19 protein-coding genes and 1 pseudogene are annotated in these 25,276 nt (G+C 68.7%); 11 read left to right on the top strand and 9 right to left on the bottom strand.

Annotated features, from left to right (window positions below):
• Window positions 1-75 precede the first annotated feature (75 nt).
• Both pstS and ABZV77_RS13625 read right to left on the bottom strand, forming a co-directional pair.
• Window positions 76-1,239, bottom strand: coding sequence for a phosphate ABC transporter substrate-binding protein PstS (gene pstS, locus ABZV77_RS13630; RefSeq protein WP_356254952.1), 1,164 nt, complete (start codon window positions 1,237-1,239; stop codon window positions 76-78).
• 177 nt (window positions 1,240-1,416) lie between these two features.
• Complete coding sequence (locus ABZV77_RS13625) at window positions 1,417-2,874, bottom strand: hypothetical protein (protein ID WP_356254949.1); 1,458 nt, start codon at window positions 2,872-2,874, stop codon at window positions 1,417-1,419.
• 381 nt (window positions 2,875-3,255) lie between these two features.
• On the opposite strand from ABZV77_RS13625, the gene ABZV77_RS13620 reads away from it, so the two are divergent.
• The 4 genes from ABZV77_RS13620 (at window position 3,256) to ABZV77_RS13605 (ending at window position 9,697) form a co-directional block, all read left to right on the top strand.
• Entirely contained in the window at window positions 3,256-4,584 is a 1,329-nt protein-coding gene (locus tag ABZV77_RS13620) for an MFS transporter (RefSeq protein ID WP_356254946.1), read from the top strand.
• 175 nt (window positions 4,585-4,759) lie between these two features.
• On the top strand, window positions 4,760-7,105 hold the full coding sequence (locus ABZV77_RS13615; protein ID WP_356254943.1) for a molybdopterin cofactor-binding domain-containing protein: 2,346 nt from the start codon (window positions 4,760-4,762) through the stop codon (window positions 7,103-7,105).
• 18 nt (window positions 7,106-7,123) lie between these two features.
• Window positions 7,124-7,600: a (2Fe-2S)-binding protein gene (locus ABZV77_RS13610; protein ID WP_356254940.1), complete on the top strand. Its 477-nt coding sequence runs from the start codon at window positions 7,124-7,126 to the stop codon at window positions 7,598-7,600.
• A 429-nt stretch (window positions 7,601-8,029) separates the two neighbouring features.
• On the top strand, window positions 8,030-9,697 hold the full coding sequence (locus ABZV77_RS13605; RefSeq protein ID WP_356254937.1) for a M4 family metallopeptidase: 1,668 nt from the start codon (window positions 8,030-8,032) through the stop codon (window positions 9,695-9,697).
• A gap of 252 nt (window positions 9,698-9,949) precedes the next feature.
• Here the strand turns inward: ABZV77_RS13605 and ABZV77_RS13600 are convergent, their stop codons facing one another.
• Both ABZV77_RS13600 and ABZV77_RS13595 read right to left on the bottom strand, forming a co-directional pair.
• A complete protein-coding gene (locus ABZV77_RS13600) occupies window positions 9,950-11,431 on the bottom strand; it encodes an MFS transporter (protein ID WP_356254934.1) in 1,482 nt (493 codons plus the stop codon).
• Between the two features lie 416 nt (window positions 11,432-11,847).
• Window positions 11,848-12,474 (bottom strand): transposase family protein, encoded by a 627-nt coding sequence (locus ABZV77_RS13595; protein ID WP_356256032.1) that lies wholly within the window; start codon window positions 12,472-12,474, stop codon window positions 11,848-11,850.
• Window positions 12,475-12,987: 513 nt separating this feature from the next.
• Between ABZV77_RS13595 and ABZV77_RS13590 the strand changes: the two genes are divergently transcribed.
• From ABZV77_RS13590 to ABZV77_RS13580, 3 genes are all read left to right on the top strand, one after another.
• Window positions 12,988-13,656: a hypothetical protein gene (locus tag ABZV77_RS13590; protein ID WP_356254931.1), complete on the top strand. Its 669-nt coding sequence runs from the start codon at window positions 12,988-12,990 to the stop codon at window positions 13,654-13,656.
• Window positions 13,657-13,750: 94 nt separating this feature from the next.
• Entirely contained in the window at window positions 13,751-14,020 is a 270-nt protein-coding gene (locus ABZV77_RS13585) for a hypothetical protein (RefSeq protein WP_356254928.1), read from the top strand.
• Between the two features lie 2,052 nt (window positions 14,021-16,072).
• Window positions 16,073-16,642: a hypothetical protein gene (locus ABZV77_RS13580; protein ID WP_356254925.1), complete on the top strand. Its 570-nt coding sequence runs from the start codon at window positions 16,073-16,075 to the stop codon at window positions 16,640-16,642.
• 410 nt (window positions 16,643-17,052) lie between these two features.
• On the opposite strand, the gene ABZV77_RS13575 is transcribed toward ABZV77_RS13580, so the two are convergent.
• Both ABZV77_RS13575 and ABZV77_RS13570 read right to left on the bottom strand, forming a co-directional pair.
• Window positions 17,053-17,904, bottom strand: coding sequence for a chromosome condensation regulator (locus ABZV77_RS13575; protein ID WP_356254922.1), 852 nt, complete (start codon window positions 17,902-17,904; stop codon window positions 17,053-17,055).
• 58 nt (window positions 17,905-17,962) lie between these two features.
• Window positions 17,963-18,757 (bottom strand): IS5 family transposase, encoded by a 795-nt coding sequence (locus ABZV77_RS13570; RefSeq protein WP_356256029.1) that lies wholly within the window; start codon window positions 18,755-18,757, stop codon window positions 17,963-17,965.
• Between the two features lie 166 nt (window positions 18,758-18,923).
• Here ABZV77_RS13570 and ABZV77_RS13565 point away from each other — a divergent pair, with 166 nt between their 5' ends.
• Window positions 18,924-19,256 carry a hypothetical protein gene (locus ABZV77_RS13565; RefSeq protein ID WP_356254919.1) on the top strand — a complete coding sequence of 111 codons (333 nt, stop codon included), beginning with the start codon at window positions 18,924-18,926 and terminating at the stop codon, window positions 19,254-19,256.
• A 1,521-nt stretch (window positions 19,257-20,777) separates the two neighbouring features.
• Here ABZV77_RS13565 and ABZV77_RS13560 read toward each other — a convergent pair.
• A complete protein-coding gene (locus ABZV77_RS13560; protein ID WP_356254916.1) occupies window positions 20,778-21,605 on the bottom strand; it encodes a helix-turn-helix transcriptional regulator in 828 nt (275 codons plus the stop codon).
• Window positions 21,606-21,720: 115 nt separating this feature from the next.
• Here ABZV77_RS13560 and ABZV77_RS13555 point away from each other — a divergent pair, with 115 nt between their 5' ends.
• On the top strand, window positions 21,721-22,578 hold the full coding sequence (locus ABZV77_RS13555) for an oxidoreductase (RefSeq protein ID WP_356254913.1): 858 nt from the start codon (window positions 21,721-21,723) through the stop codon (window positions 22,576-22,578).
• A 2-nt stretch (window positions 22,579-22,580) separates the two neighbouring features.
• Entirely contained in the window at window positions 22,581-23,240 is a 660-nt protein-coding gene (locus ABZV77_RS13550) for an SDR family NAD(P)-dependent oxidoreductase (protein ID WP_356254910.1), read from the top strand.
• 92 nt (window positions 23,241-23,332) lie between these two features.
• Here the strand turns inward: ABZV77_RS13550 and ABZV77_RS13545 are convergent, their stop codons facing one another.
• On the bottom strand, window positions 23,333-23,569 hold the full coding sequence (locus ABZV77_RS13545) for a hypothetical protein (RefSeq protein ID WP_356256092.1): 237 nt from the start codon (window positions 23,567-23,569) through the stop codon (window positions 23,333-23,335).
• Window positions 23,570-23,585: 16 nt separating this feature from the next.
• Window positions 23,586-23,687 (bottom strand): annotated as a pseudogene (locus ABZV77_RS13540) (HAD family hydrolase); the annotation flags it as partial.
• An 854-nt stretch (window positions 23,688-24,541) separates the two neighbouring features.
• Between ABZV77_RS13540 and ABZV77_RS13535 the strand changes: the two are divergent.
• On the top strand, window positions 24,542-25,171 hold the full coding sequence (locus ABZV77_RS13535) for a DUF4232 domain-containing protein (protein WP_356254908.1): 630 nt from the start codon (window positions 24,542-24,544) through the stop codon (window positions 25,169-25,171).
• Window positions 25,172-25,276: the final 105 nt, after the last annotated feature.

Below are 25,276 nucleotides of genomic sequence, written 5' to 3'. Positions count from 1 at the left end.
CTCCGCACGCGGTAAGCGCCTTACTGAGGCAGGGAGTTGCATGCGGCCCCTGCCTCAGTACAAGGACTCCCTCCCTCAGGAGAGCGTGCCGACCACGTCGCGCACCTGACCGGCGACGGACTCCGGCAGCGGCGCGTAGTTGAGGCGGGACAGATCCTTCTGCCCCACCTTGCTCGCGGTGTAGGTCAGGAACGACTTGAGCCCGGGCAGGGTCGCCTTCTGGTTCCCCCTGTCGCAGACGATCTCGTAGGTGACCTGGACGATCGGATACGCGCCCGGGGTCGATGCGTCGTAACGGAACTTCAGCTTCATGTCGCTGCCCGTCCCCGCGACCCGGGCGGCGGCGATGCCTGCCGACGCCGTGGCGGGAGTCGGTGCGACCGGGGCGGGCGCGCCCGTGTCGATGGTCACGGTCTTGATCTGGCGGGCCCGCGCGAAGGACAGCTCGAAGTACCCGATCGCTCCGACTCCGGAGGTCACTTCCGAGGCGACGCCGCTGGACCCGCTCGCGGACGCACCGCCGGTCCCCTGCCAGGCCTTGGCCAGCGGGTGGGTCCAGACCTCGGGGGCCGCGCCCGCCAGATAGGCCTGAAAGTTCTGCGTGGTGCCGGAGTCGTCCGACCTGTGCACGGGGCGGACGGGCATGGACGGCAGGTCGGCGCCGGGGTTGAGCCGCCGGATCTCCGGGTCGTCCCAATCCGTGATCTTCCGATCGAAGATCTTGGCGAGGGTCTCGGCGTCCAGCGTCAGGTCCTCGACGCCCGGCACGTCGTAGCCGATCGCGATGGGGCCGCCGACCATGGGCAGGTCTATGGCCCGCCCGCCCCGGCAGACGGCCTTCGAGCGCTCGACCTCATCGGGCTTGAGCGCGCTGTCGGAACCGCCGAACGCGGTCGCACCCCGCAGGAACTGCGCGCCGCCCGCCCCGGACCCGATCGGGTTGTACGCGATCCGCACTCCCGGGCAGGCGCTTTGGTAATGCTTGATCCAGTACTGCATCGCGTTCTGCTGCGCGCTGGACCCGGTCCCCTGGACCTTGCCCGCGTCGGCGCAGTCGATCCCGGCGACGGAAGCGGCATCGACGGACGACCGCGCGTCCCCGCCCCCGTCCCCGTCGTCACCTATCCCCGCGACACCGCATCCAGTCAGTGCCAGCGACAGCAGAGCCGTGAAGGAGACGACCGCGCCGCGTGCTCCCCCTGATTGGTGGTGCGTACGTCCTGGACGTGGGTGTTGCAACGTTGTCCCCTCGGGGTACCGCGAAGTGGAACTCGACCGGACCTCAGATGCTGGCCCATCCACGACGTCGGCGGGTAACACCGGGGCGAACATCGGACGACTTCCTGCTGTACGGAGGTGGAGTGGCGGATCATGGAATCCATGGTCAGTCCGACGCCCACCGGCGCCACGCCGTGCTCACCCCTCCGCTGCCAAGTCCTCTGTGTCGACCACGCCCAGGACGTCCCCGGCGCGAAGGCGGTCCACGGCCGCTACGCCGGTCGCCGCGACCTCCACCGTGTAGGTCCCGCTGCCCGGCGGCAGGAGTTCCGTCCGCCACCGTTCGTCACCGGACCTGGCGCACGGCAGCCAGGACGCGCCCGCCCCCTCCCCGCCGTCGCCCGCACTCCCCTGGCCGTCCCGCGCGCGAAGCCGGACCCGCACCTGCGTCCGCTCGTCCGCCCGCACACCGTGCAGGGTCACGCCGACCGGGACCGGGGTGCTGACGGGAGCCGTGTCCTCCAAGTCGAGGCCGAGCCAGGGGTGTTCGGGCGCGTCACCTCGTACCGCCGCGCGCGATTCACCGGCGTACTCGCCCAATACGTCGACGACCGCGGACGAGGAGGCGAGCGCCATGTGGCGCTCCGCGACGGCCCTGCGGGCACGCATGTCCTGCTGCTCGATGGGGATGGCGGAGATCGCCGGGACCGTGCCGTCGCCGAGCCAGTCGCGGTTGGGCAGCCAGTCCGGTGCCCCCTTCGCCACCGAGAGCCCGGAGGGCAGGAGCATGGCCTGCTGAAGCGTGGCGTGTCCCCGGCCGAAAAGCGCTGTCACCTCCGGCGATTCGGGCCTGCCGGGCAGCTCGTTCCAGGCTGCTTCGATGTCCTGATGCACCGCGAAGGCGGCCTTCGCCCGTGGCGCGAACGCCGCGAAGACAGGGCCGCCTTCCGCCAGCTCATGGGGCCTGAGCGGTGCCGCACCGTCCGGTCGCCCCACCGCCGGGTAGCGCGGCAGGAGTTCGTACGCGGAGGGCCACTGACGCAGCACTTCGGAGAGTCCTGCCAGCCGCTCGGGCCCCACCTTCACCCCGTTCGTCAGGACCCCCAGCGCCTTGGGGGCGCCGCGGTGCGGGGTGCCGAGGGTGATCAGTGCGGCGCAGTCCGCCGCGCCGCCCAGGGGCCCCAGCCAGTAGCGGGCCACCAGGCCACCCAGGGAGTGCGCGACCACGATCACGCGTCTGCGGCGTGCTCCCGCGTGCTCACCGCTGAGCCGCGCCGATACATCGGCGGCGAGCCGCTCGGCCGCGTGCTGGATGCTGTGCCGGAAGTCGTACGGGAAGAGGACCACGTCGGCGCGGTCGTCCCGGTCGTGCCCTGGCCGGGACACGTCGACCTGTACATGGTCGAAGCGGTTGCGGATCCTGCGCACCAGGTCGTCGTAGCCGGGGACCACGAAGGGGCCGATCAGCGTGATGTCCGGCATCAGGCCGACGGGAACCAGGTCCGGATGCGCGTCCAGGCCAAGCCGGTGCGGCCGGGTGGCCGCCGCGACGAAGCGTCGGCGGTGCTCGTCCCACCCCTTGGCCCCGTCGGGCGTCTGCAGCACGCTGCCCCCGATACCGGGCACCACGACGACCAGATGCTTGAGTCGCGCCATAGCGCCTCCCCCGTTCCCACTGGTCGCCTTCAGGTGTGGAGGCACTCCCAGGGCAGCAACGGTAGGGCCGTCCTCGTGGCTACGCTAGGTAATCGGGCGACAAGTGCGCCCGATCTCAACGGACTTCGGGAACCGGCGGCCCGGCACGGGTTGGCGCGCCACCGGGTATTGTCGCCATCGCCCCGCCCCTGCCAGGAGTTGAGATGCCCGGTCGCACGGGCACGCGCTGACGTTCAGGTCGTTCGACCCGTCATCGCGTGCTGCCCGCACCACAGGTAGTCCACGTAACCGCACGTGACCGCACGTGCCGTCAACGCGCCTGCCCCCGTGCCGCGGCACAGCGAGCCCTCTCTCGCTTCTCGGCTCTCTCCAGGGGTTGTTGTGCCGTCCCCTTCGCCTGCCTCCGGCAGCGTGCTCCGCGACCGTGACTTCCGTCTGCTCTGGGTCGGCCAGGCCGCATCCCAGTTCGGGGCGCAGGCCGGTCTGGTCGTCCTGCCGCTCATCGCCGTCGTCACTCTCGACGCATCCACCGGCCGCCTCGGTGCGCTGCGCGCGGTGGAGCAGGCGCCGATCCTGCTGTTCTCGCTGTTCGTCGGCGCGTGGGTGGACCGTCGGCGGGCCCGGGATGTGATGGTGCTGTCCGATCTCGGGCGGGTGCTTGCGCTGGCGGCCGTCGCTCTCGCGTATCCGCTGGGCGTACTGGGGCTGCCCGCGCTATTCGTGGTGGCGTTCGTCTTCGGTGTTCTCGGGGTGTTCTTCGACGTGGCCTACCAGACGTGTCTCGTACGTCTGGTGACGCACGATCAGTTGGCGCGGGGCAACAGCGCACTGGAAGGCAGCAGGTCCGCCGCGCAGATCGGCGGGCCCGCGCTCGGCGGTGCGCTGGTGTCGTTGCTCTCGGCACCGGTCGCCGCCCTCGCGAGTGCGTTCTTCTTCGCGGTGTCCGCGGTGTCGATCCGGCGCGTCCGACGGGATGAGGCGCCGCCGACCGCGTCGACTGCCGTTGCGCCCGCTGCATCGCCCGCCTCGTCGGCTGACTCGTCGACCACCCCGTCGACCGCCGCATCGCGGAAGCGGCCCGTGGGGCTCTGGCGGCAGATATTCGAAGGGCTGCGGCTTGTTGCCGGTCACCCCGCGTTGCGGGCCGTGGGGCTCGCCTCCGCCACGTTCCAGTTCTGCTTCGCGGCCCTCATGACCTTGTACCTGCTCTACCTTCCCCGCGGCCTGCAGCTGTCGGGCGCCGCCGTCGGGCTGGCGCTCGCCGCCACCGGCCCGGGCGCGGTCGTGGGGTCACTGCTCGCCGCCCGGCTTCCCGGACGGTTCGGTTACGGCCGGGTCCTTGTGGCCTCCGCGCTGCTCGGCGACGGCGTGCTGCTCTGCGTGCCCGCGCTGCACGGCTCCGGCGTCGTGACGGTGTGTCTGCTCATGGGCATCAACCTGGTCTTCGGTGTTTTCAGCCAATTGGTCAACGTGACGGTGATGGCTGTGCGGCAGGCCGTCACGCCCGTCGGGCTGCAGGGGCGGGTCGTCGCGACGATCAACTTCGTCGGCATGGGTCTGACCCCGCTCGGTTCGCTGCTCGGTGGCTTCCTGGCCGATGAGTTGGGGCTGCGCGCGGGGCTGTTGGCGGCCGCCGCGGGCATGACGCTTTCGCCTGTGTGTATGGCGCTGTCCCCGCTGGCGCGCCTCGGGCGGACACTGCCGGGCTGACATGGGTCTTTACCGGCCACCCGGCCGCCACGGGACGTACCGCACGCCACACTTGTCACCTCGTTCACGTCAGCTCGTTCACATCAGCTCATTCATGTCACTCCGCTTGCCTCACCCCGACCACCTCGCCCCGCTCACCCCACCCCGCTCACGCCACGAAAGGATCCGACCCCACATGGCCGACCCCAGCCATCTGCCGGACCGACGCAGAGTGCTCGCCTACCTCCTCGCCGCCCCGACCCTCGCCGTGGGCGTGCGCCTGGGGGCCGACGGGCTCGCCGGACAGCCCGCAGAGGCCGTCGGGACCACGGGCGCCACCGGTACCGCGGGCGTCACGGAGGCGGTCATACCGTCGCTTCCGCAGCCCGAGAACCTCTTCGACCTCGGCGATCTGCAGAACCTGGTGGCCGCCCCGACCGCCGGAATGATCACGATCCAGGTGCACACGGACGGCACCGCCTCGTTCGCGGTCCCGCGCGCCGAGGTCGGCCAGGGCATGACCACCGCCATCGCGATGATGATCGCCGAGGAGATGGACCTGCCCCTTGAGAAGGTGCGGGTCGCCCTCGCCGACGCGCGGCCCGAGCTGCTGATGAACCAGTTCACCGGCGGCTCCAACTCGATGCGCAGCATGTATCTGCCGGTCCGCACCGCGGCGGCCGTCGCCAGGCACCGGCTCGTCGCCACCGCGGCCGCCCAGTGGGGAGTCGCGGCCTCCGCACTCACCACGGAGGACGGGGTGATCAGGCACGGGTCGACGCGCAGCGCCACGTACGGCTCCCTCGCCGAGAAGGCCGCGAGCGCCCAGGTCCGTACGGCGTCCGCGCCCCTCAAGTCCCGGGACGACTTCACGGTCCTCGGCACGCCGCGCAACCGCATCGACGCGCTGGAGATCGTCACCGGACGCAAGAAGTTCGGCATGGACCACGACGTGCCCGACGCCAAGCCGACCATGGTCCGCAGGCCGCCGACCATCAACGGCACGGTGCAGGCCGTGCACAACGCCGACGCCGTCCTGCGCATGCCCGGCATCACCGATGTCGCCACGGTCGAGCACGGTGTGGCCGTGCGCGGCGCGACGTTCGGGCAGTGCATCGACGCGCTGCGGGCCCTGGAGGTGACCTGGGGTCGGGGCACTGTGGACGGGGAGTCGGACGGCACCGTCCTGCGCAAGATCAAGGCGGCCGCGCTGCCGATGATCGTGCCGCCCCTGCTGACCAAGAAGATCGACGCCGAGTTCACCTTCGCGTTCGCCAGCAACAGCCCGCTGGAGCCGGACAACGCGATCGCCGACGTCCGCGCCGACCGCGCCGAGATCTGGGCGAGTCTCAAGGTGCCGATCGTGGCGCAGCAGGACATCGCGGCCCGCCTGGGGCTGCCGCAGAAGGCGGTCACCGTGCACGTGGTGGAGGGCGGCGGGTCCTTCGGGCGGCACCTCTTCCACGACGTGGCCGCCGAGGCCGCGGAGATCTCCCAGAAGATGGGCAAGCCGGTCAAGCTGTCCTGGTCCCGCACGGACAACTTCCGGCAGGGCCGCACGCATCCGATGTGCGTCTCCCGTGTGCGCGCGACGTACGCCCTCGGCAGCGTGCTCAGCTACGAGCAGCGGCACACCGGTTCACAGACCGACTTCGGGCACGGCCTCGGCGAGATGATCACGTCGGCGGCGGCGAAGCTGCCCGTCGCGGGCAATCTGACGTTCGCCGAGACGATCTTCCAGCTGACGCAGTCCACGCCGTACCACTTCGGAGCCACCACCCAGCTCCTCAACGAGGTGCCGCTGAAGTTCAACACGGGCAGCATGCGCAACATCTACTCCCCCAATGTGGCCTGTGCCCGCGAGCTGGTCGTCGATCAGCTCGCCGCGAAGATGGGCAAGGATCCGGTGGAGTTCCGCCGCACCTTCGTCAGGGACGAGCGGCTGCGCGCCGTCCTGGACCGGGCGGTCGAGGAGGGCGAATGGGGCAGGAAGCTGCCCGCCGGGATGGCGCAGGGCATCGGCCTGCACGCGGAGTACCGGGGCGCGGTCGCCACGCTCGTCGAGATCGACTGCCGACCCGAGACCGTCAACAGGAAGATCCGCGACGCGGTGACGGGGCCGCGCGTCACGAAGGCGCTGATCGTCGTCGACGCGGGGTTCGCCATCAACCCCCGCGGCCTTGAGGCCCAGATGATGGGCGGCTTCAACGACGCGCTCGCCATGGCCCTCACCTCCAGCCTGCACATCGAGAACGGCCTGCCGCTGGAAGGCAGTTGGGACAACTACTTCTACACAAGGCAGTGGAACACCCCACTGGAACTGCGGGTCGTCGTCATGCCCAGTACGGGCGACAAGCCCGCGGGGGCGGGCGAACTGGGCGTGGCACCCGCGTTCGCCGCCATCGCCTGTGCGTACGCGCGCGCGACGGACACGCTGCCCACGAGCTTCCCGATCAACCACGGCACGCTCAGCTTCGACCCGCTCCCCCGCGAGCCCTCCACGCCCCAGTCCCCCACCGACGGTCTCGACCGCGCCTTCTGAGGAGCCCTGATCCCCTCCATGGCAAGCCACACCTTCAAGCTCAACGGCAAGCAGATCACCGTCGAGGCCGAGGACGACGTACGCCTCCTCTGGGTGCTCCGCGACCTGCTGGGCGTCACAGGACCCAAGTACGGCTGCGGTCTCGGCGTCTGTCAGGCCTGCACGTCGCACATCAACGGCAAGGCCTTCAACCCGTGTTCGGTCCCCGTCTCCAAGGTCGCACCGGACGACGAGATCACCACGATCGAGGGGCTGCCCGCCACCGTCGGCAAGGACCTCCATCCGATGCAGGAGGCCTGGCTCGACCTCGACGTCGCGCAGTGCGGCTACTGCCAGCCCGGCCAGATCATGACCGCCGTCGCCAAGGTCCGTCAGGCCGCCGCCGAGGGCCGCGAGATCGAGGACCGCGACCTCGACGAGATCCGCAACATCTGCCGCTGCGGCACGTACAACCGCATCCGGGATGCCATCAGGGCAGGTGCGAAGAGGATGTGAGCCACGCGCGAGTCACTGTCGGCGCAACTCGCTGAACCAGCGCACGACCGCCGACGTGGCCGCGACGTTGAAACCCAGGTGACGGGACTTCTGGACCACTGTCTCGATGCTACGAAGAGTGCTCTGCTGTTCGCGTCGCGGGCCATCCTCGTGGAGGGCATTTCCGAGCTTCTGCTGCTGCACGGCCTGGCCTGCCTGGCCCCGGGCGCGTGGCGGGCGCTCTTGTTTCCGCCTGTGCACTGCCTGTGCACTGCCTTTGTCGATCACGTGAACAGGACCGGCATCATTCGGATATCGGTTAATTAACTGCACAAAAGCCGCGTGACATGCCCGCGACGGGGTGACAGTGTCCACCGCCAACAAGGCAGCCCTCCTTGTTTCGGTGGACGGAGACCCCGTCCAACTCCCCATGACAACTGGAGATTTCGCATGTCCACCCGCACTGACATATCCCGTCGGCAGCGCCGGCTCGCCCTCACCGCCAGCGCCGCCACCGTCGCCGCCGCGGTGTTCGGCGTCACCGTCGCGACCGGCTCCGCCGACGCGGCTCCGGCGCCCTCCGCCGACACCTCGCTGACCGGCACCGCCCACTCGCTCGGCCTCGGCGCCAAGGAAAAGCTGGTCGTCAAGGACGTCATCAAGGACGCCGACGGCACCGTCCACACCCGCTACGAGCGCACCTACGCCGGTCTTCCGGTCCTCGGTGGCGACCTGGTCGTGCACCGCGCCGCGAGCGGCAAGGTCACGTCCGTCACCAAGGCGGTCAAGGCCACCATCAAGGTCGCCTCGCTCACCCCGAAGCTCGCCCCGACCGCCGCCAAGTCCGCCGCGTTCAAGGCCGCCAAGGCCTCGAAGACCGACAAGGCCGTCGCCGACCAGGCCCCGCGCAAGGTGATCTGGGCGGCCGACGGTACCCCGGTCCTCGCGTACGAGACGATCGTCGGCGGCCTCCAGGCCGACGGCGTCACCCCCAGCCGTCTGCACGTTGTCACCGACGCCATTACCGGAAAGAAGCTGTTCGAGTCCCAGGACATTGACAACGCGCTGACCGGCGGCGTCACCGGCAAGGGCGGCAAGTCCGGCAAGAGCAGAGGCACTGGGGTTGCCGCGGTCGGCACCGGCGCCAGCCAGTACAGCGGCACCGTCGGCATCAACACCGTCCAGGCCTCGACCGGCTTCCAGCTGACCGACAGCGTGCGCGGCGGTTCGCAGACCGTCGACCTCAAGCACCGCACCAGCGGCAAGGGCACCCTGTTCACCGACGCCGACAACACCTGGGGCGACGGCACCGCCGCCAACAACCAGACCGCCGCCGTGGACGCCGCCTACGGCGCCGCCCAGACCTGGGACTTCTACAAGAACGTCCTGCACCGCAATGGCATCAAGGACGACGGCAAGGCGCCCGTCTCCAAGGTGCACGTCGGGCGCGCCTACCAGAACGCCTACTGGGACGACTCCACGTTCTCCATCTCCTACGGCGACGGCGCCAACGACCAGCACCCGCTCACCCAGCTCGACGTGGCCGGTCACGAGTTCAGCCACGGCGTCACCTCCGCCACCGCGGGCCTTCAGTACTCGGGCGAGTCCGGCGGCCTGAACGAGGCCACCTCGGACATCTTCGGCACCGCCGTGGAGTGGAACGCCAACAACGCCGCGGACAAGGGCGACTACCTCCTCGGCGAGAAGATCGACATCTTCGGCAACGGCAAGCCGCTGCGCTACCAGGACAAGCCCAGCCGCGACGGCCGCGGTTCGGCGGACTACTGGGACGCGAACGTCGGCAACCTCGACGTGCACTACTCCTCTGGTATCGCCAACCACTTCTTCTACCTGCTGTCCGAGGGCAATGGCGCGAAGGACATCAACGGCGTCCACTACGACAGCCCGACCAAGGACGGCTCCACCGTCACCGGCATCGGCCGGGACAAGGCCGTCCAGATCTGGTACAAGGCGCTGAACACGTACTTCACATCCACCACGGACTACCACGGCGCCCGCGAGGGCACCCTGAAGACCGCCACCGACCTCTACGGTGCGGGCTCCGCCGAGGTCAAGGCGGTCGACGCGGCCTGGGCGGGGGTGAACGTCAAGCCGTAACACGACCAGGGGCCGACCTCCTGACGGGGCGGAGCTGACTGAACAGGGGCGGTGCCCGGGCAACCGGGCACCGCCCTTCCGGGCTCTGTCGTGGATCTTGTAGAAGCGGCGTGGCCCCGCCCAGGGACTGGCAGTGAGGGGTTTGCCGTTGTGGTGGGTGGACAGCTGGGAACCAGACTGCGGCCGCCACGGGCGCCTTACAAGGTCCCCGATGCTGTCGGGGACCTTGTAAGGCGCGGGCCGCGAAGTGGATCAGCAATCGGTCGCGCTGTTCGCCCGCTTGGGCAGGCAGAACATGAGGGCCCACATCAGGGCGAGGAGGCTGCCGACCCACCACAGCACGTTGATGAACGCGTCGCGGTTGAGTCCGGCGTCGGGTGAGCTGTCAGTGGTGGCGAAGAACACCAGGGCGGTCAGCGCGGTGCCGAGGGCGATGCCCAGGTGCATGACGGTGTTGAACAGGCCCGAGGCCGACCCGGCGTCCTCGTGCGGGGCCCTGGCCAGCGACATGTCGGCGAGCGGGCCGCCGACCATGCCGAGGCCGAATCCGATCAGCACCACCGGAGCGGTCATCGCCAGCAGGGTCAGGTCCGCCTGGCCTGCCTCGACCTGGAGCCCGTAGGCAGCCATCGCAGCGAGCGTGATGAGGGCTCCGGTCTGCGGCAGGCGGCGGGCGAAGCGCCCGCCGCTCTTCGCCGTGACCGTCGCACCGGCCAGCTCTCCGATGGAGAGCAGCACAAAGGCCAGGGCCGCGTGGAAGGGGCTCATGCCCAGTCCGCGCTGGAGGTAGAGGGTCCAGGTCATGAAGAACAGCCCGCACAGCAGGCCGTGCATCAGCTGCGCGGCCATGCCGCCGGAGAACTGCCGACTCCGGAAGAGGGACAGGGCCACGAGGGGTGCGTTGCCCTGCTTGCGCTGCTGTTGGCGCAGGAAGACACCGAGTAGGAGGAGGCCCGCGGCGAGCAGGGCGAAGCACCACAGCGGCCAGTGATGGAGGTGCCCCTCGGCGAGTGGGAAGACGATCAGGACGATGGTCAGCGCGGACAGCAGCATGCCGGTCAGGTCAAGCCGGTCGGCCTTCTTCACGGTCGACTCGGGGATGAACCGACGCCCCAGAAGGATCACCGCAAGGCCGACGGGCACGTTGACCAGGAAGATCGGCCGCCAGGACAGCCCGAACAGGTCCGCCTCGGTCAGCAGACCGCCCATCACCGGGCCCAGGACATTCGCGAGCGACATGACGGCCCCGTACAGACCGAACACTTTGCTGCGGTTCTGCCCCTCGAAGGTGACATGGAGGGTGGCCAGTATCTGCGGAATCATGATGGCCACTCCCACGCCCTGGAGGGCACGAGCGCCGATCAGCACGCCCGGCCTGGCAGAGAGGCCGCACAGCAGCGAGGCGGTGGTGAACACGACAGTGCCAATCAGGAGGATCCTGCGCCTGCCGTAGAGGTCGCCGAGGCGCCCGCCGGTGATCAGCCCGACGGCGACGGGTAGCGAGTAGCCGGTGGTCAGCCACTGCACCGCATCCGATCCGGCGCCGGTCGACTCCTGGATCGCGGGCAGGGCGGTCAGGACGACCGACTGGTCGATCATGTCCATCAGCTCGGCGCCCAGCAGCACCAAGAGGGCGATCCAGGCAGCCAGGCCCATCTTCGACAGGCCAGGTGTGGTGTGGGTTGGGGGCGGGGTGGTGTGCTGCGGCTCGTTGCCGAGCGCGGAGAAAGACACGACGGGAGACTCCTGATCCAAAGGAATCGGGGAGCCCTGCCGACAGTCGCACCGGGGCCGGAAAACACAAAACCCGGGGCAGACGGCAGAGCTGCACCCGGGAAGGACAGAAAACAGGGGGAGGGTGACGCAACTCAGGCCAGCGCGACGTCCGCCCCCGGACACGTGCGACGCAACAGCACGCGGGGAACACGGACGACTACATGGCCTGGTTAATAGGAAGTCACCTCAAGATCGATCGGTACAGAAGGAACAGGATTCCGGCCGCTGCTGCCGCAACTACGACGCAGAAGCCTGACCACGGTACGACATCTCGGGCCCTTCGTACATCTGATTACGAAGGGCCCGACCTGCCCGACCGCCCAAGAGCTGACTGCTACTCGCCCTCTGCTCCTTTCAGTGAGGGTTTTCCAACTTCACGCTGAGGTGTGGTGGAGGACGAGGACGGCCTTCACGATGTCGGTGATGCGGTTGGTGCTGCAGCGGAGTTTCCGCAGCAGTTGCCACCCCGTGAGGACGGCCATGGCGTGCTCGCCGACGCAGCGGATCTTGGCGTGGGTGGTGTTGTGGCGACGCTTCCACCGCTTGAGGTGCCGGCCGCGGAACGGAACGCGGACATGGCGGCCGGCACCTTGGTATGCCTTGTCCGCCCAGCACTTGACCCCGGCCTCGGCCAGGGCGTCGATGATGCCGTGGCTGCGGGCGGCGGTGAGGTCGTGCGTGGCTCCGGGCAGCGCGGGCGAGGCCCACAGCAGCCGCCCGAACGGGTCGGTGAGGACCCGGATATTCATGCCACGACGTTTGTGCTTCCCGGAGTAGTAGGGGTGGTCGGCTGCGATCCGGTCGATCGGCAGCAGCGTCCCGTCCAGGATCGCGAACGCCTTGGTACGAACTGTGTTCACCGCCTCGGTCAAGGTGGGTGCGACCGCGGCCAGAAGGTCGATCGCCTCGAGGCGCCGCCACCGGGAACCGATCTCGCGACGGTGAACAGCCAGCTGGCGAGCGAGGTGCCGCAGGTGGGTGTTGGACAGACCGATCGCCAGCGAACAGGCCTATCGAAGCATGACTAGTGCCCTGCGCCAGTAGTGGTTCGTTAGTTGTTGTGTGACTTCTGCTGTGGGTCAGTTCCTCGTCGGGCCCGAAGCTCGAGCCGTTACTGCTCGCCGAGGACGAGCGGGCGGTGCTGGAGCGGTGGACGCGGCGGGCATCGTCCGCCCAGTCGCTGGCACGGCGGGCCCGGACGGTGCTGGCGTGTGCCGGGCCGGAGGTGCCGCCGGTTGTTGCGGTGTCCCGGGAACTGCGGGTGGCTGCGGACACGGTCCGTAAGTGGCAGCGTCGGTTCCTAGGCCTGTCCGACCTGGAGTGGTCCCGGCTGTTGGGACTGTGCGATGCCGTGATCGGTGCATACATGGCCGGAATTCGCCCGGATCACTTTTCCCCGGACCGCCGCTTTACGGCCAAAGGTGAGCGAATTCTTTCTTACCGCACACGCCGCCGATTACGTTCAGTGAGCCGTCGGGCACTTTCGGCGGATCACTCATCGTGCGGAGGGACACATGTCGGCACCTGTGGCCAATTTCTGGGGCGACCTCGACCCGAACAACCGCGTCGAATTCCCCGAAGCAAAGCGCCCCGACGAGACCTGGGAGCTCAGTGACGGCGGCAGCGCGTGGGTCTACCGCGCCCCCGGCCGCTCCAACATCCGGCGGCCCGTGATCCTCTCCGACGGGTTCTCCAGCCTGCCCAGCTCGTACAACGAGCTCTACTACGGCCTGGAGGGTGCGGGCTCCCCGGACTACAAGTTCATCTCCGCCCTGCACGAGCGCGGCTACGACCTGGTACTCCTCGGCTACGAGGACCGCACGAGGTCGATCATCGACAACGCCAAGGTCGCCACCGAGTGCATCCTCAACGCGATCGCCCGCCAGGAAGGCGACGCCCGCCTCACCCTCGGCAACTTCAGTCTGGTGGCGGGCCTCCTCCAGCTGCTCGGCGCTCCGGCGACCGCGCACCACGAAGCCACCTGTTTCGTGCCCTCGGGCAGCGCGGTCGATCTCCTGGACTTCGACCTGGCGACCCCGGAGGCCGACCCCTTCGCCGACCTCCGCAAGGTGCCGGAGGAGAAGGGCGGCCTGCACTCCTTCCTGCTCTCGGAGACGAGCACCCCGCACACGTCGATGACGCAGCAGCTGGGCGAGTGGATCGTGGACCAGCTCGCCGACTAGGGCGGCGACCGCGGCGAGGTGCACGCCTCGGCTACCGCATCGAACACGTCGGGCAGGTCGCCTTGCCCAACTCCTCGACAACGGCCCGTGAGGCGTGGCAGAGCTGCTGCACGGCGGCGAGCTTGGCCTCTACTCATCCGGTTGCGTCGAGCCCTGCGGCGAGTTGGCGCGCAATGATGCCCAACAGCCTTTCCTCGGCTGCGGCGCAGGCGTCGCGCGAGGCAGCGGCAATGTGTTCCACCACGCCCGGGCGTTCACTCCCGGGTTGCACGCCACCAACCCATGGCTTCCGGCGGCAGCCGCAACCGTGCTCGGGATCGTGGCGAACCTGATCGTGACCCGAATGGAGTCGCGCAAGGGGTGAGAACCCGGCGGGCCAGGGACGGTGTTCTGCCACCGACAAGTAGTCGCACCCCACGCGTCGCGATCCACACCCAACGACCGACGTACCGTCCTCGGCAACACCTCCATCGCAGTGCTCGCCGAGACCAGAAGGCGAGGACTGACCCACCGCCCGGCACCACCGCGGCCTCGCGCCCGTCACGCCGGGCCGGGCAGATGGTGCGGGGCTTGGGCTGCTGTGTGCGACCGCCGTTCTTGCGCGCCGCACCGTTCGCGGCCTCAAGGCCTCGGACTCCTCCGCCTTCATGAGCCCGTAGCCCGGCCGACAGATCTCGCATTCCAAGACGTCACGGCCCTCATCCCGCGCACACCGATAGGCCCGAGGAGTGTGGCACTCCTTCACACGGCCTGCCCCGGCCTGCCGGGAACGGTAGGCCTCGCTCAGCCACCCGCAGACTGCCACCGCCCGGTCCACCAGTTCCGGTGGATCCACCCCAGGTCAGCCCTCAGACCGGAAACCTCGGCGGTGTGCCGACTGCGTTCCCGGACCTGCATCTGCACAGAACCGCCTATCGAGTGGAGTACGGCCTGCTAGGACACGTACATCCAGTCTTCGAGACAAACGAGGCCGTACGACATGTTCCGACAGGGCCGGAACCGGTCGATGTACGTACCAGAGGGAGTGGTCCCGGACCCGCAGCCGTCCTTGGAGCCGTTTCCGTCCTTGATATAGCCCGCAGCTCCGTCGGAGCGAACGTAGTGGGTCCAAAACCCCGTCCCGTCCGCGTAGGTATCACATGCCGTCACCGTCCGGTGATCGCTGCTGACTTGCGAGTACCCGCACTGTGACCACCCGGCCCCGCAGCCGGGGTTCCACGGGTACGTCATCGAGTGAGCTTGCGCTGCTGAGCTGCCCCACAGAGTGACGACGGATGCAATCGCCCCAGCCACCGCCAAGATTCGCTTTCGCATGCTTGCCCCCGATTGTTCCGTTGCTGTGTCTTCTGCAGCATGGTCGATCGCTGGGCGCAGCGCGTGTGGTTTTGGCTCCAGCCAAAACGTCGTTCGCTTGGGCCTGCCTACGGGCCCCGGCGATGGATGGTGGGTCAGCATCCACCAAGGTGCCGCGGTTCCATGCCTGTTGCGCCGGACAGAGCGCGTTTCCCCTCTCGTGAGGATGCGATCTGTCCGTCCTCCCGCAGCACGGCGAGCCGCTGGCTGACACAAGGCAGGGACACCCCTGTCACGTCAGCGAGTTCGGAGGCGTGCCGCTAACCGCAGCTTGCTCCACTCCGCTGCCTGCGAGCGGTTTCCGCGCTGGTCGTCAGCTCGACGAGGGACCTTGTCAGTGCCCGGGCAGGCAATCGGCCGATGGTCCTGGACCTCATGGCGCCCGGCGAGTCAGAGATCCTCACTGCCGCCTTACGTGCATCTGTCCGAGACCCACTTCCGCTTCACCGGCCTGAACGGTCACCAGGCCACGCGGTGCATCACCCGAGCGGTGGACATGTGGGCGCAGGCTTCGGGCTGGCGCAGCCGGTGGGAGGAACCGATGCGCTACATCGACCCGCCAGTCCTGCAAAGCGGAGGCTGCCGTCGCTCTCGTGTTGCTCGTCATGTCGAAAGCGGTCCCGATGCGAGCGGCGGACACTCTCCGGCTTTTTGTGCCGGTACTGGGCCATCAACATCAGCAGGGAAACGTCCTGCTCTCCGTGGTGGACGACGCACGACCGGGCGGCGCGACCGCGCGGACGGGGCCCGGCCACGATCAGGCCCACGGCCACGGTCCCAGGACAACGGGCCGCGGGTGCCGCGGTCGGGCACGGCAGGCGCACTGCCGCAGCAGCCCAAAGGCGCGTACGGACAGGGCCAGAGCGCCGGGGCCGTCTGCGGTGAGGCCCTGCCTGGCGCAGCACTGACTCGGCGACTACGCACCGTGTTTCGGGCAGAGCCGAAACACCTGGTGTCGGCGTACGTCGGCGGCAAGCATGACTGCGAGCGGCTCCGCACCGTGGCTCAAGCAACGCCTCAATGGGAGAGGGCGGCTCGGATCGCAGGACAACGGGGAGACTCCATGATGAAACACCGCAAGGCTCGAGTCGGGATCACGTCACTGGCGCTCGTCGTGGGCGGACTCACTGCCACGGCAATGCCCTCAGCTGCTCAGGCGGCCCCAGGAAAGGATGCGGCCGCCGAGGCGTCCGCGCCGAAGTACAGCAAGATCAAGCACTGCGACGACAACGCCATCATCGGCTACTTCGCCATAACCAAGACAGTCACGAGCACGGGCCGCACCGCCCGCCTCTACACCGAGAAGGAGCCCGACGACCGCGCCTACTCCTACGCCTACGACATCGCGCAAGGAGACAGGGTCTACGTGCAGCGCAGCAAAAAGACCTTCAAGATGTCGGGGCCCGACACTAACGGATGGCATCCGACGAAGTCCGCGGTCTATGACATGGGTGCCGTCCGCTCCTGTGAGAACACCGCGGGCTGGTACGAGGCGAACGTCAACGACCACATGTTCACGGACGCTGTGACAGTGCAGAGAAACTCCGCCCGGGCCTACGCCGTGCGTACCTGCATCAACCCGACGAACGGGCCCACCAAGTGCAGCAAGTGGTGGGTCGACCACAAGGATTGATGAGCCGGTTCAGCGCAGCCCGGCTACGGAACGAGGGGGGACCCGATCGGGTCCCCCCTCGTTCCGTAGCCGGGCTGTACGGCTCAGATCGCACGTCCCTGAATCCGTGCGACGCGCTGCCGCGGTGCGGCCGATAAGGAGGCCTAACCCGCCACACGACGACACCCCTGTCGCACGATGCGGCGCACCCCACGGCACGGATCCAGCATGCCGACGCCTTGCCCGGCCGTTGACCCGCGCGGCGCGGCAGTGATCATCCAGCGGGCCTGTCTGCCGCACGATTTCCCACCGCAGCCACGCTGCCTCCGCAGGCGTCAGGTTCGGATCCGCCAGCTTAAGACTGGAATCAGAATGAGGTCTCTGGAGTCCGCGGTTACGGTAAGTCAGTTCTCGTCGTCGCGGCCCGGGGCCTACGGCAGCCGGACTCCTGACCAGGCATCGGCTTCGCACTGCCCGTCGGCATTGTTCCCAGCGGTCACGACCGTGCCGTTGGAACGCAGGCCAAGGGTGTGCGTTGAACCGGCCGCTACGGCGACAATGTCGCGCCAATCGCCGACTTCGCACTGTCCGTAGCTGTTGTCTCCCACTGCGAGGACCCGCCCGGATGCTGTAACTCCGACGGTGTGGAAGCTGCCCGCGTCGAGTGCCACGATATTTTCCCACTCGCCGACCGCGCACGCCCCGGTTGCCCGCTCTCCGGTCGCTACTGCCTGCCCGTCTGCTCTGAGACCGACGGTATGGAGATACCCGGCCGAAATGGAGGCCAGGTCGCGCCACCCCTCAACGGCACACTGCCCTCGTCGGCTGTTCCCCGCGGCCAGTGCTGACCCGTCCGCCCGAACGCCGACCGAGTGCCAGTCACCACACGAGAGGACAACCATCTCGCGCCAGGACTGCACGTCGCACTGTCCTTCTGAACTTCGGCCAACTGCCAGCACGCGGCCATCCGTGAGTAGCCCGAGCGTGCGGCGCCAGCCCGCGGCCACGGCCGTGACGCCTCGCCATCCGGCGACATCACATTGCCCATCGCCATTCCACCCCGTTGCCAGCATCGTGCCGTCCGACCGGAGTCCCACCGTATGAGACCTGCCCGTGTTCGTCGCGGTATGGACGTTGCCGGCTGCCACCGCGACGACGTCTTCCCATCGCTCGACACGACATTCAGCGGCTGCGGTACTGCCCACGGCGCGAACAGTTCCATCCCAGCGCCGTCCGACCGAATGACGCCTTCCGGCTGCCAGCACCGACGAGTTAGCGAGCATTCCGCCTCCTTGCGCTACGAGTCCGCGACATGGCATTCCCCCTTATGTTGGCCTGGAATCAGAGCGGGGTTTTCAGCCGTCGCCAGCAGATGACGGCACAACCGAGTGTGATGAAGGCCTGGTGGATGTCGTCGCGGGTCTCCCAGCGGATGCGTAGGCGGCGGAACCAGTGCAGTAGTGCGATGGCGCCTTCCACGGCCCAGCGGTGTACTCCGAGTCCGGAGCCGTGTTCGGTGCCGCGTCGAGCGATGTGCGGGGTGATGTGGAACCGTCGGACCTGGTCGCGGTAGCTCTCCTGGTCGTAGCCGCGGTCGGCGTAGAGGTGCTTCGGGCGGCGCAACGGTTGGCCCCGTTTGCCTCGAATCGGCGGGACAGCGCCGATCAGTGGGACCAGTTGGGTCACGTCGTTGCGGTTGCCGCCGGTCAGCTTGGCGGCCAACGGGATGCCGTGGGCCTCGACAATTACGCGGTGCTTGCTGCCAGTCTTACCCCGGTCCACCGGGGACGGGCCGGTGGCCGCACCACCTTTCATCGCCCGCAGATGGCTCGAGTCGACCGACGCCCGGGACAGATCCAGTACGCCGGCCGCCCGCAGTTCGGCCAGCAGCATCTCGTGCAGGCGCTGCCAGACCCCGGCCTCGTTCCACTCCCGCAGCCGCCTCCAACAGGTCATCCCGGAGCCGAAGCCGAGTTCCTGCGGGAGGTAGCGCCAGGGGATGCCGGTGTAGAGCACGAAGAGGATGCCGCACAGAACTCGCCGGTCATCGAGTCGACGACCCCCCGGGTACCGGAAGCGCCGTTCAATCGTCGGCAACAGCGGCTCGATGTGCTCCCACAGTCCATCGTCAACCACCCATGGCTTACGCCCACCATGCGTCTCGGTCGCGACCACCCCCTCCAGGCCGTATCAACGACAACTGATGCGCCGTCATTCCCGAGGCCCAGGGACCTCATTCTGATTCCAGCCCTTATAGCACCATGCGATTCCCAATGAGTACTGTTCGTCTATGGAGTCGGCTATGGAGCAAAGTCTGGGCAAGGGCGATGGTTGTGAACTGCCCGCCACCGCTGTCTGCTGGCTCTCCGACGAGCCGCAACCAGGCCTGGTCCTGGTGGAGTTCGCCGACGCCTACGACCGCCCCCACCAGCTGGTCGGCAAGACCGCTTACTTCGAGGGAGACCTCGTGTCGACCTCGCCCTACCCATGCCCGACCAGCATCCAGTGCACGATCGAAGAGGTCACTGACGACGTCGCCACAGTGAGCACGTGGTGGTTGTCGGGCGGCCCCGACGACACGCGTTTCGTCTTCGACGTCTGGTTGGGCGCCCTCGGGCCAACTACGGACATGTGACCTACCGCCGCGGTTCAGCCCATCCGGTTCTGGGTCATCGCCTCGGCCACCCACCGAAGCCAGCGGACCGGGCACATGGAGAACATCCCCGCATGCGCGGTGGGGCGACTCAAGGTCTTCCCGCATGGCGGCAGCCATTTTCGGACCATCCCCGCTGGATCGGTCAGCAAAGATGAACGCCGCGACGTCGCCCACGGCTACGTCTTGTCAGAAACTGCCGGCTCCGGGCTGGATCACGCAGGATTGGCAGCCCCGCGGACATCGTCCTGCCGCATCCACTGAGCGTCTTCCTCGGATGCGGAGTACATGGGCAAGATCTTGAGCCAGAGCCCATCATCACGTTGCTCACGCTCCTGGACCAGGCCGGGTGCCCAGCGCACTAGTCCATAGTCGTCCCGGCCAGCCCTGAACTCCACACGCTCCTCGTCCATACAGCGACGCTAACACCGAAGGTTCACTCCATGGCGTCAACGGTTCGAGGCGGCTCCACTCCTCCGGTTCGAAGTGGCCCGAACTGCAGCCACCGGAGCAACCTTCACCCCGCAACCCTCGCCACACCGAGATCGAGGAGGACCAGGTGCCCGAGGGTGCGCTGATCGCCGAAAGCCTGAGCATCAGAACGAGTTGAGCGGCATCCCGCTGCAGGTCAAGCAGATTGCGTGGATCGGCGTGGCCGCCACGACACCTGGACCACCTCATCAGTGGACACTCCTGAATTGCACCAGAGAGGTGCAACGCAGAACACCTCACCGAGCGGAAGGTCGCCTGCCTCGCACCGACAGGCTGGTACGTCAAGTGCAACTCGGCTGCCCAGGCGTTCGTGGTGTTCCCGGGCAAGGTGCGCAGACAAGCATCACCAGCCGGGGTGGACACGGGGGGCCGCAGCGCTCCGTCGGCGGGTCCCGAGCGCCGTTCCCGAACCCAGCCGCCCCGTGGACATGATGGTGGGTGTCGCGGAGTCTGGTGAGGCCGTCGGAGTCGCGGTACTCGGTGACAGGCATGATCCAGCGCGCCAGCGCAGTGTCGTAGGGGATGGTGGTCCTGCCGTTGGTGAGCGTGCCTATGGGCGCCTCCTGTGGGGTGGGTGGTTCTCTGTCTTCCACATGAAGATGCGCGGGTGGCATCGGATAGCTCCTATGGCGAGGCGGTAGAAGGCCGCGCACGTGTCAGGCCGCTGTGACTCGCGGCAGAAAGGGGAGCTGACACGACCCCGCCACCCTGCTCGACGTGCAGACGGACCTCCCGGGCTGCACCCTCCAGCTCACCTGGCCGCCAGAGCCCCCTCGCCGCTCGGCGGAGCACCACACCTCATTTGCCGCCGCGACATAGACGACGATCGCCGGTTACTCAAACCGTCGATCGTCCGACCACTTGAACCTGGTCTACGACGGGCCGCACGCCGCCGAGGTCATGGGAAGCAAGGGCGGGCGCCGCCCGGACGTAGCGGCCGCGAGGACCGGCGACGCGCGCACCGCGTACCACGTACCTCCCCTGGCCACGGGACCAGGCCCTCAGCCGGACTCAGGGGAAATCACGGGATGTCGCACACTCGGCGGCGAGCCGGCGGATCTTCTCCTCGTCCTCACTGCCCGGCCGCCCGTAGTAGACGTACAGGACGTGGCCTTCCGAGCCGGTCAGGGCGAACGTCTCATACTCCAGGCGCAGCTCGCCCGCACCGGCGACGCGTAGCCGCTTCGCGCCCTGGACCCGCTCATAGACGTCGTGCGAGTCCCACAGGGCCCGGAACGTTTCACTGCGCTTGCGCATCGTGGCCACGAAGTCGTCGAGTTGGCCTCGTCGTGCGGCGGCGGTGGCGCGCAGGCCGGCTACCGCTTGGAGGCTGATGTCCTGCCACTGGGGATACACCTGGCGGGCCCGCTCGTCGAGGAACGTGAACTCGACCAGGTTCCGGCCGGGGGCCCACGCGGGGTTCATGCGGGGTGCGAGCGTGGTGGTGGCCAGGACGTCGCGGCGGGGGCTGGTCACGAGGGCCGGCAGATCGCTCCAGCGTCGCAGCAGGTGCGCCACTCCGGGGCGTACCGCGTCGGCGGCGGGTGCGTGGCCCTCAGTCGTAGGGGGAGCTGGTGAGGCCAGCGACCACAGATAGGCACGCTCGGCGTCGTCGAGCCCCAGCACGGCAGCCAGTGCTCCGAGGATCTCGCTGGACGGGTTGCGGTCGCGCCCCTGCTCCAAGCGCGCGTAGTACGAGGGGCTCACGCCCGCGAGCAGGGCCAGTTCCTCACGGCGCAGGCCCTTCACCCGGCGGCGGGTGTGCGTGACGACACCGGCCCGCGCGGGATCGGCCTTCTCGCGCCGACTGCGAAGGAAGGACCCCAGTTCGTTTTCCACATCACTCGGCACCTGATCGACCCTACCGGTGCGCACGTTGCGGCCGGGCAGGCCCTGCGAGAGCCTCCCCCAAGAGGGTGTGGCTCCGGGGCGTCGGGCCTGTTCGGATGGGGCCATGTTCAACCGCAACGACACCGCATCCGCAAAGACCTGGCTCATCACCGGCTGCTCCAGCGGCCTGGGACGTGCACTGGCGGCACACGCCCTTGAGCGGGGCGACGACGTAGCTGTCACCGCCCGCGACACCACCACGGTCACCGGCCTCACCGGCCGCTACGGTGACCGGGCCCTCGCCCTGGAACTCGACGTCACCGAGCCCGCGTCGGTGCAGGCCGCCGTGGCCCGCGCCGAGGAGCGTTTCGGTCGCATCGACGTGGTGGTGAACAACGCCGGCCACGGCTATCTCGCCGCTGTCGAAGAAGGCGAGGACGACGCCGTCCGCGCGCTGTTCGACACGAACGTGCACGGCGTGGTCACGGTGCTGAAGGCGGTACTGCCCGCGATGCGGGCCCGCCGCGCGGGGCACATCGTCAACGTCTCCTCCTTCGGCGGCCTGGCCGCCTTCCCGGCCACGGGCTACTACCACGCGACCAAGTTCGCCCTGGAGGGCCTGTCGGAGTCCCTCGCCGCCGAACTGGCTCCGCTCGGCATCGCCGTGACCCTTGCCGAACCGGGCGGACTGCGTACCCGGTGGGCCGGTTCGTCCATGCGACAGTCCGGGCTGCGTCTGGAGGACTACGAGCAGACCGCGGGCGCGCGCCGCGCCTCGACCCTGAGCATCTCCGGCAGGCAGCCCGGCGATCCCGCCCGGGCGGCCGCGGCGATAGCGGCCGCCGTCGATGCCAAGGAGCCGCCGCTGCGCCTGCTGGTGGGTTCCGACGCTCTGAGCGGTGCCCGGTCGCGTCTGCGGCGGCTCGCCCGCGAGATCGATGCCACCGAGGCGCTGACGGTCAGCGCCGACTTCAAGGAGTGACCGTGAGCGAGAAGGGTTCTTTCATCGCCGTCGGCGCCGGGCCCGGACTCGGCGCGGCCGCCGCCCGGCGGTTCGGCCGCGAGGGCCATCGCGTCGGCCTGATCGCCCGCGCCCCCGGCACCCTGTCCGCCCTCGCCGCCGATCTGCGGGGCGACGGCATCACCGCCGCCACCGCGAGCGCGGACATCACCGACACATCGGCCCTCCGGACCGCGCTGCGCGAGGTCGAGCGTCAGGTGGGGGCGGCCGACGTCGTGCTGTTCAGTCCGCGGCCCAGCCTCGACTGGATCAAGCCGACCCTTGCCACCGGTCCCGCCGACATCCAGAGCGCGGTGGCGCTGAGTGTGGCGGGCGCTGCGGCCACCGTGCAGGCGGTGGCGCCCGGCATGCGCGAGCGCGGGCGGGGCACCTTGCTGTTCACCACCGGCGGCGCCGCGGTCGCGCCCCACCGCGACCGGGCGGTCTCCGCGATCGCCTATGCCGCCGAATCCGCCTATGTCCGCCTGGTGAACGAAACCCTGGCCGACTACGGCGTGTATGCGGCGCAGGCGACCATCGTCGGACCGATCGGCGACGGCCTCACCCATGAGCCCGCTGCGGTGGCCGAGCACCTGTGGGAGCTGCACACCGGACGCACCCAGGCGCTGCTGGTCCTGCGCTGATCCCAGGCCCGATGCCTCGGCTGTGCCGTCCACGAGGTGCAGGTCCGAGGGGTGCGTCTCGTCTTGAAGCGCCCCCGGTCCGTCGGCGGCAGTCACCCTCCGCAGGGCGGGAAGGGAGGCGACGGCGTCCGCCGCGTGGGGCGCTCGTCGTCACCGACCATGCGCAAGCGCTCCTGGGACAGCCGCACCGCCATGCGGCGCTCGGTGGGATCCCGCGTCAGATCCGCTCCCCAACGCTCCAGCAGCTCGGCCAAGGCGCGCTTGGTGTCCGGGAACCGGTCCTTCTGCCGGGTCAGCCGACGGGCATGGCCCAGGGCCTCCCGGCTCACCGGGATGCCAGAGCCGCAGCGTATGTCGTGGCGTGTGGAGCCAGTCTGCCCATGATGCCCAGTACCGGTCGTCTCGGACGAGGGTCTGGCCTACGTCGAAAGCGATGGTGCGGATCATTCCGGGACCCTCGTCGGGCCAGCAGCAACTGCGTTGAAGCGGCTCTCGGGCACGGCGGAAGGGCTTGTCCCTCCCGAAGGTGGAAGGGAGGCCTCTGGCATTCGCACCGCAGGTCAGTGTGGAGTTCGGGCCTACCCATGAGGGCTACATCGGCGCGGTACTGAACGACGACACCGAGCCCGATCCGCCCTACCTGGGTTCCGAGAGCGCTCCAGGCCTGGCAGCAGCACACCGCCGATGTGGACGCGCATATGGTCCCCTTGCCTGCCGGGATGGCAACGCTCCTGGATTAGATCGACGAGCAGCTCACCGGCCTGGCCAACGATGTACACGATGTACCAGTCGCCGCCCTCAGGGCAGTAACCGTCCTGGCAAGCACGACCAAGCGGGTCATTCACTTGGCCGCCACGTTCGCCGAAAACGATGGCCTAACAGATGAGGCCATCGGGCATCGGGCATCGGCGAGCGGCGGCAGCCACTCTTCGACCGCCACATATGCCTGAACCCACTGGCGCTGGCGCCCAGGTCTCCGTCTCCTGGCTCCCGTTCGTGCACCGACTGCGGAGAGCAGGAGTGCATCTCGGCGATTCAGGCACCCGGGAGACGCCGACAAAGTTGCAGCTGGAACGGTTCGCGGTGGCGAGCCAGTGCGCTCACAAGACACGGTTCGGGGGGTGTGCGCGAGCCAGGCAGATGCCCGAAGGGGAGGCCTTGATGGCCTGTTGGGGCAGCGTGCGGGCAGTAAGGGCACTGCCTGTGACGGAACGAAGACGTCGTGGGAGAGCGCCCGTAACTCGGTGAGGACTACAAATAGTTACGACCGCACACACCGCCACTCCTTCTGGGGGAACACCATGCAGAAGACCCGCCTCACCGCTCTCGCCGCCGTCAGCCTCGCCGCCGCCCTCTCGCTTACCGCCTGTGGCGGTGACGACTCCGGAACTGACTCGTCTTCCAAGGGCTCGTCGTCCTCCAACTCCAACTCCTCTTCCTCGGGCTCGGGCAGCTCGGAAGCCGGTAACAAGCAGTCGGGTTCCGGCGAGGACATCAAGGGCGAGGCAGCCTCGGGCGGCGCCAAGAGCACGTTCTGCAAGACGGAGGACCTGGCCATCGACGCCCAGGACGCCGCGCCGGACGAGAGCACCGGCCGCATCGACATCACGATGATCAACCGGGGTTCGACCACCTGCTCCGCCACGGGCTTCGCGGGCGTCGACATCAAGGACGAGGACAACACCTCCAGCCCCATCGAGCGCGGCCAGGCCCAGCCGCGCGTCACCACCCTCAAGCCCGGCGCCGCCGCGGTGTTCAACCTCGCCTACGACATCGACAGCAGCGGCGAGAGCCTCGCCTCGCCGACCCACATTCTGGTGACGCCCCCGAACGAGACCCACACCGTGACCCTGGACTGGCCCGCGGGCACCGGGGACATCAAGGGCGCCTACACCGACGTGCAGGTCTACCCCACCCACACCACCAAGTAGAGGTGACGCACACGGCCGGCCCCGGCGACAGGTCCCGCGTGCCGGCCATGCTTGACCGCCTTCTTCGCAGAACAAGGACAGCTCGCCCGCCACGGTGAATGCATC

The organism is Streptomyces sp. NPDC004732 (genome assembly GCF_040609235.1).
GTDB lineage: Bacteria > Actinomycetota > Actinomycetes > Streptomycetales > Streptomycetaceae > Streptomyces.
This window is presented reverse-complemented; position numbering and strand designations above follow the sequence as displayed.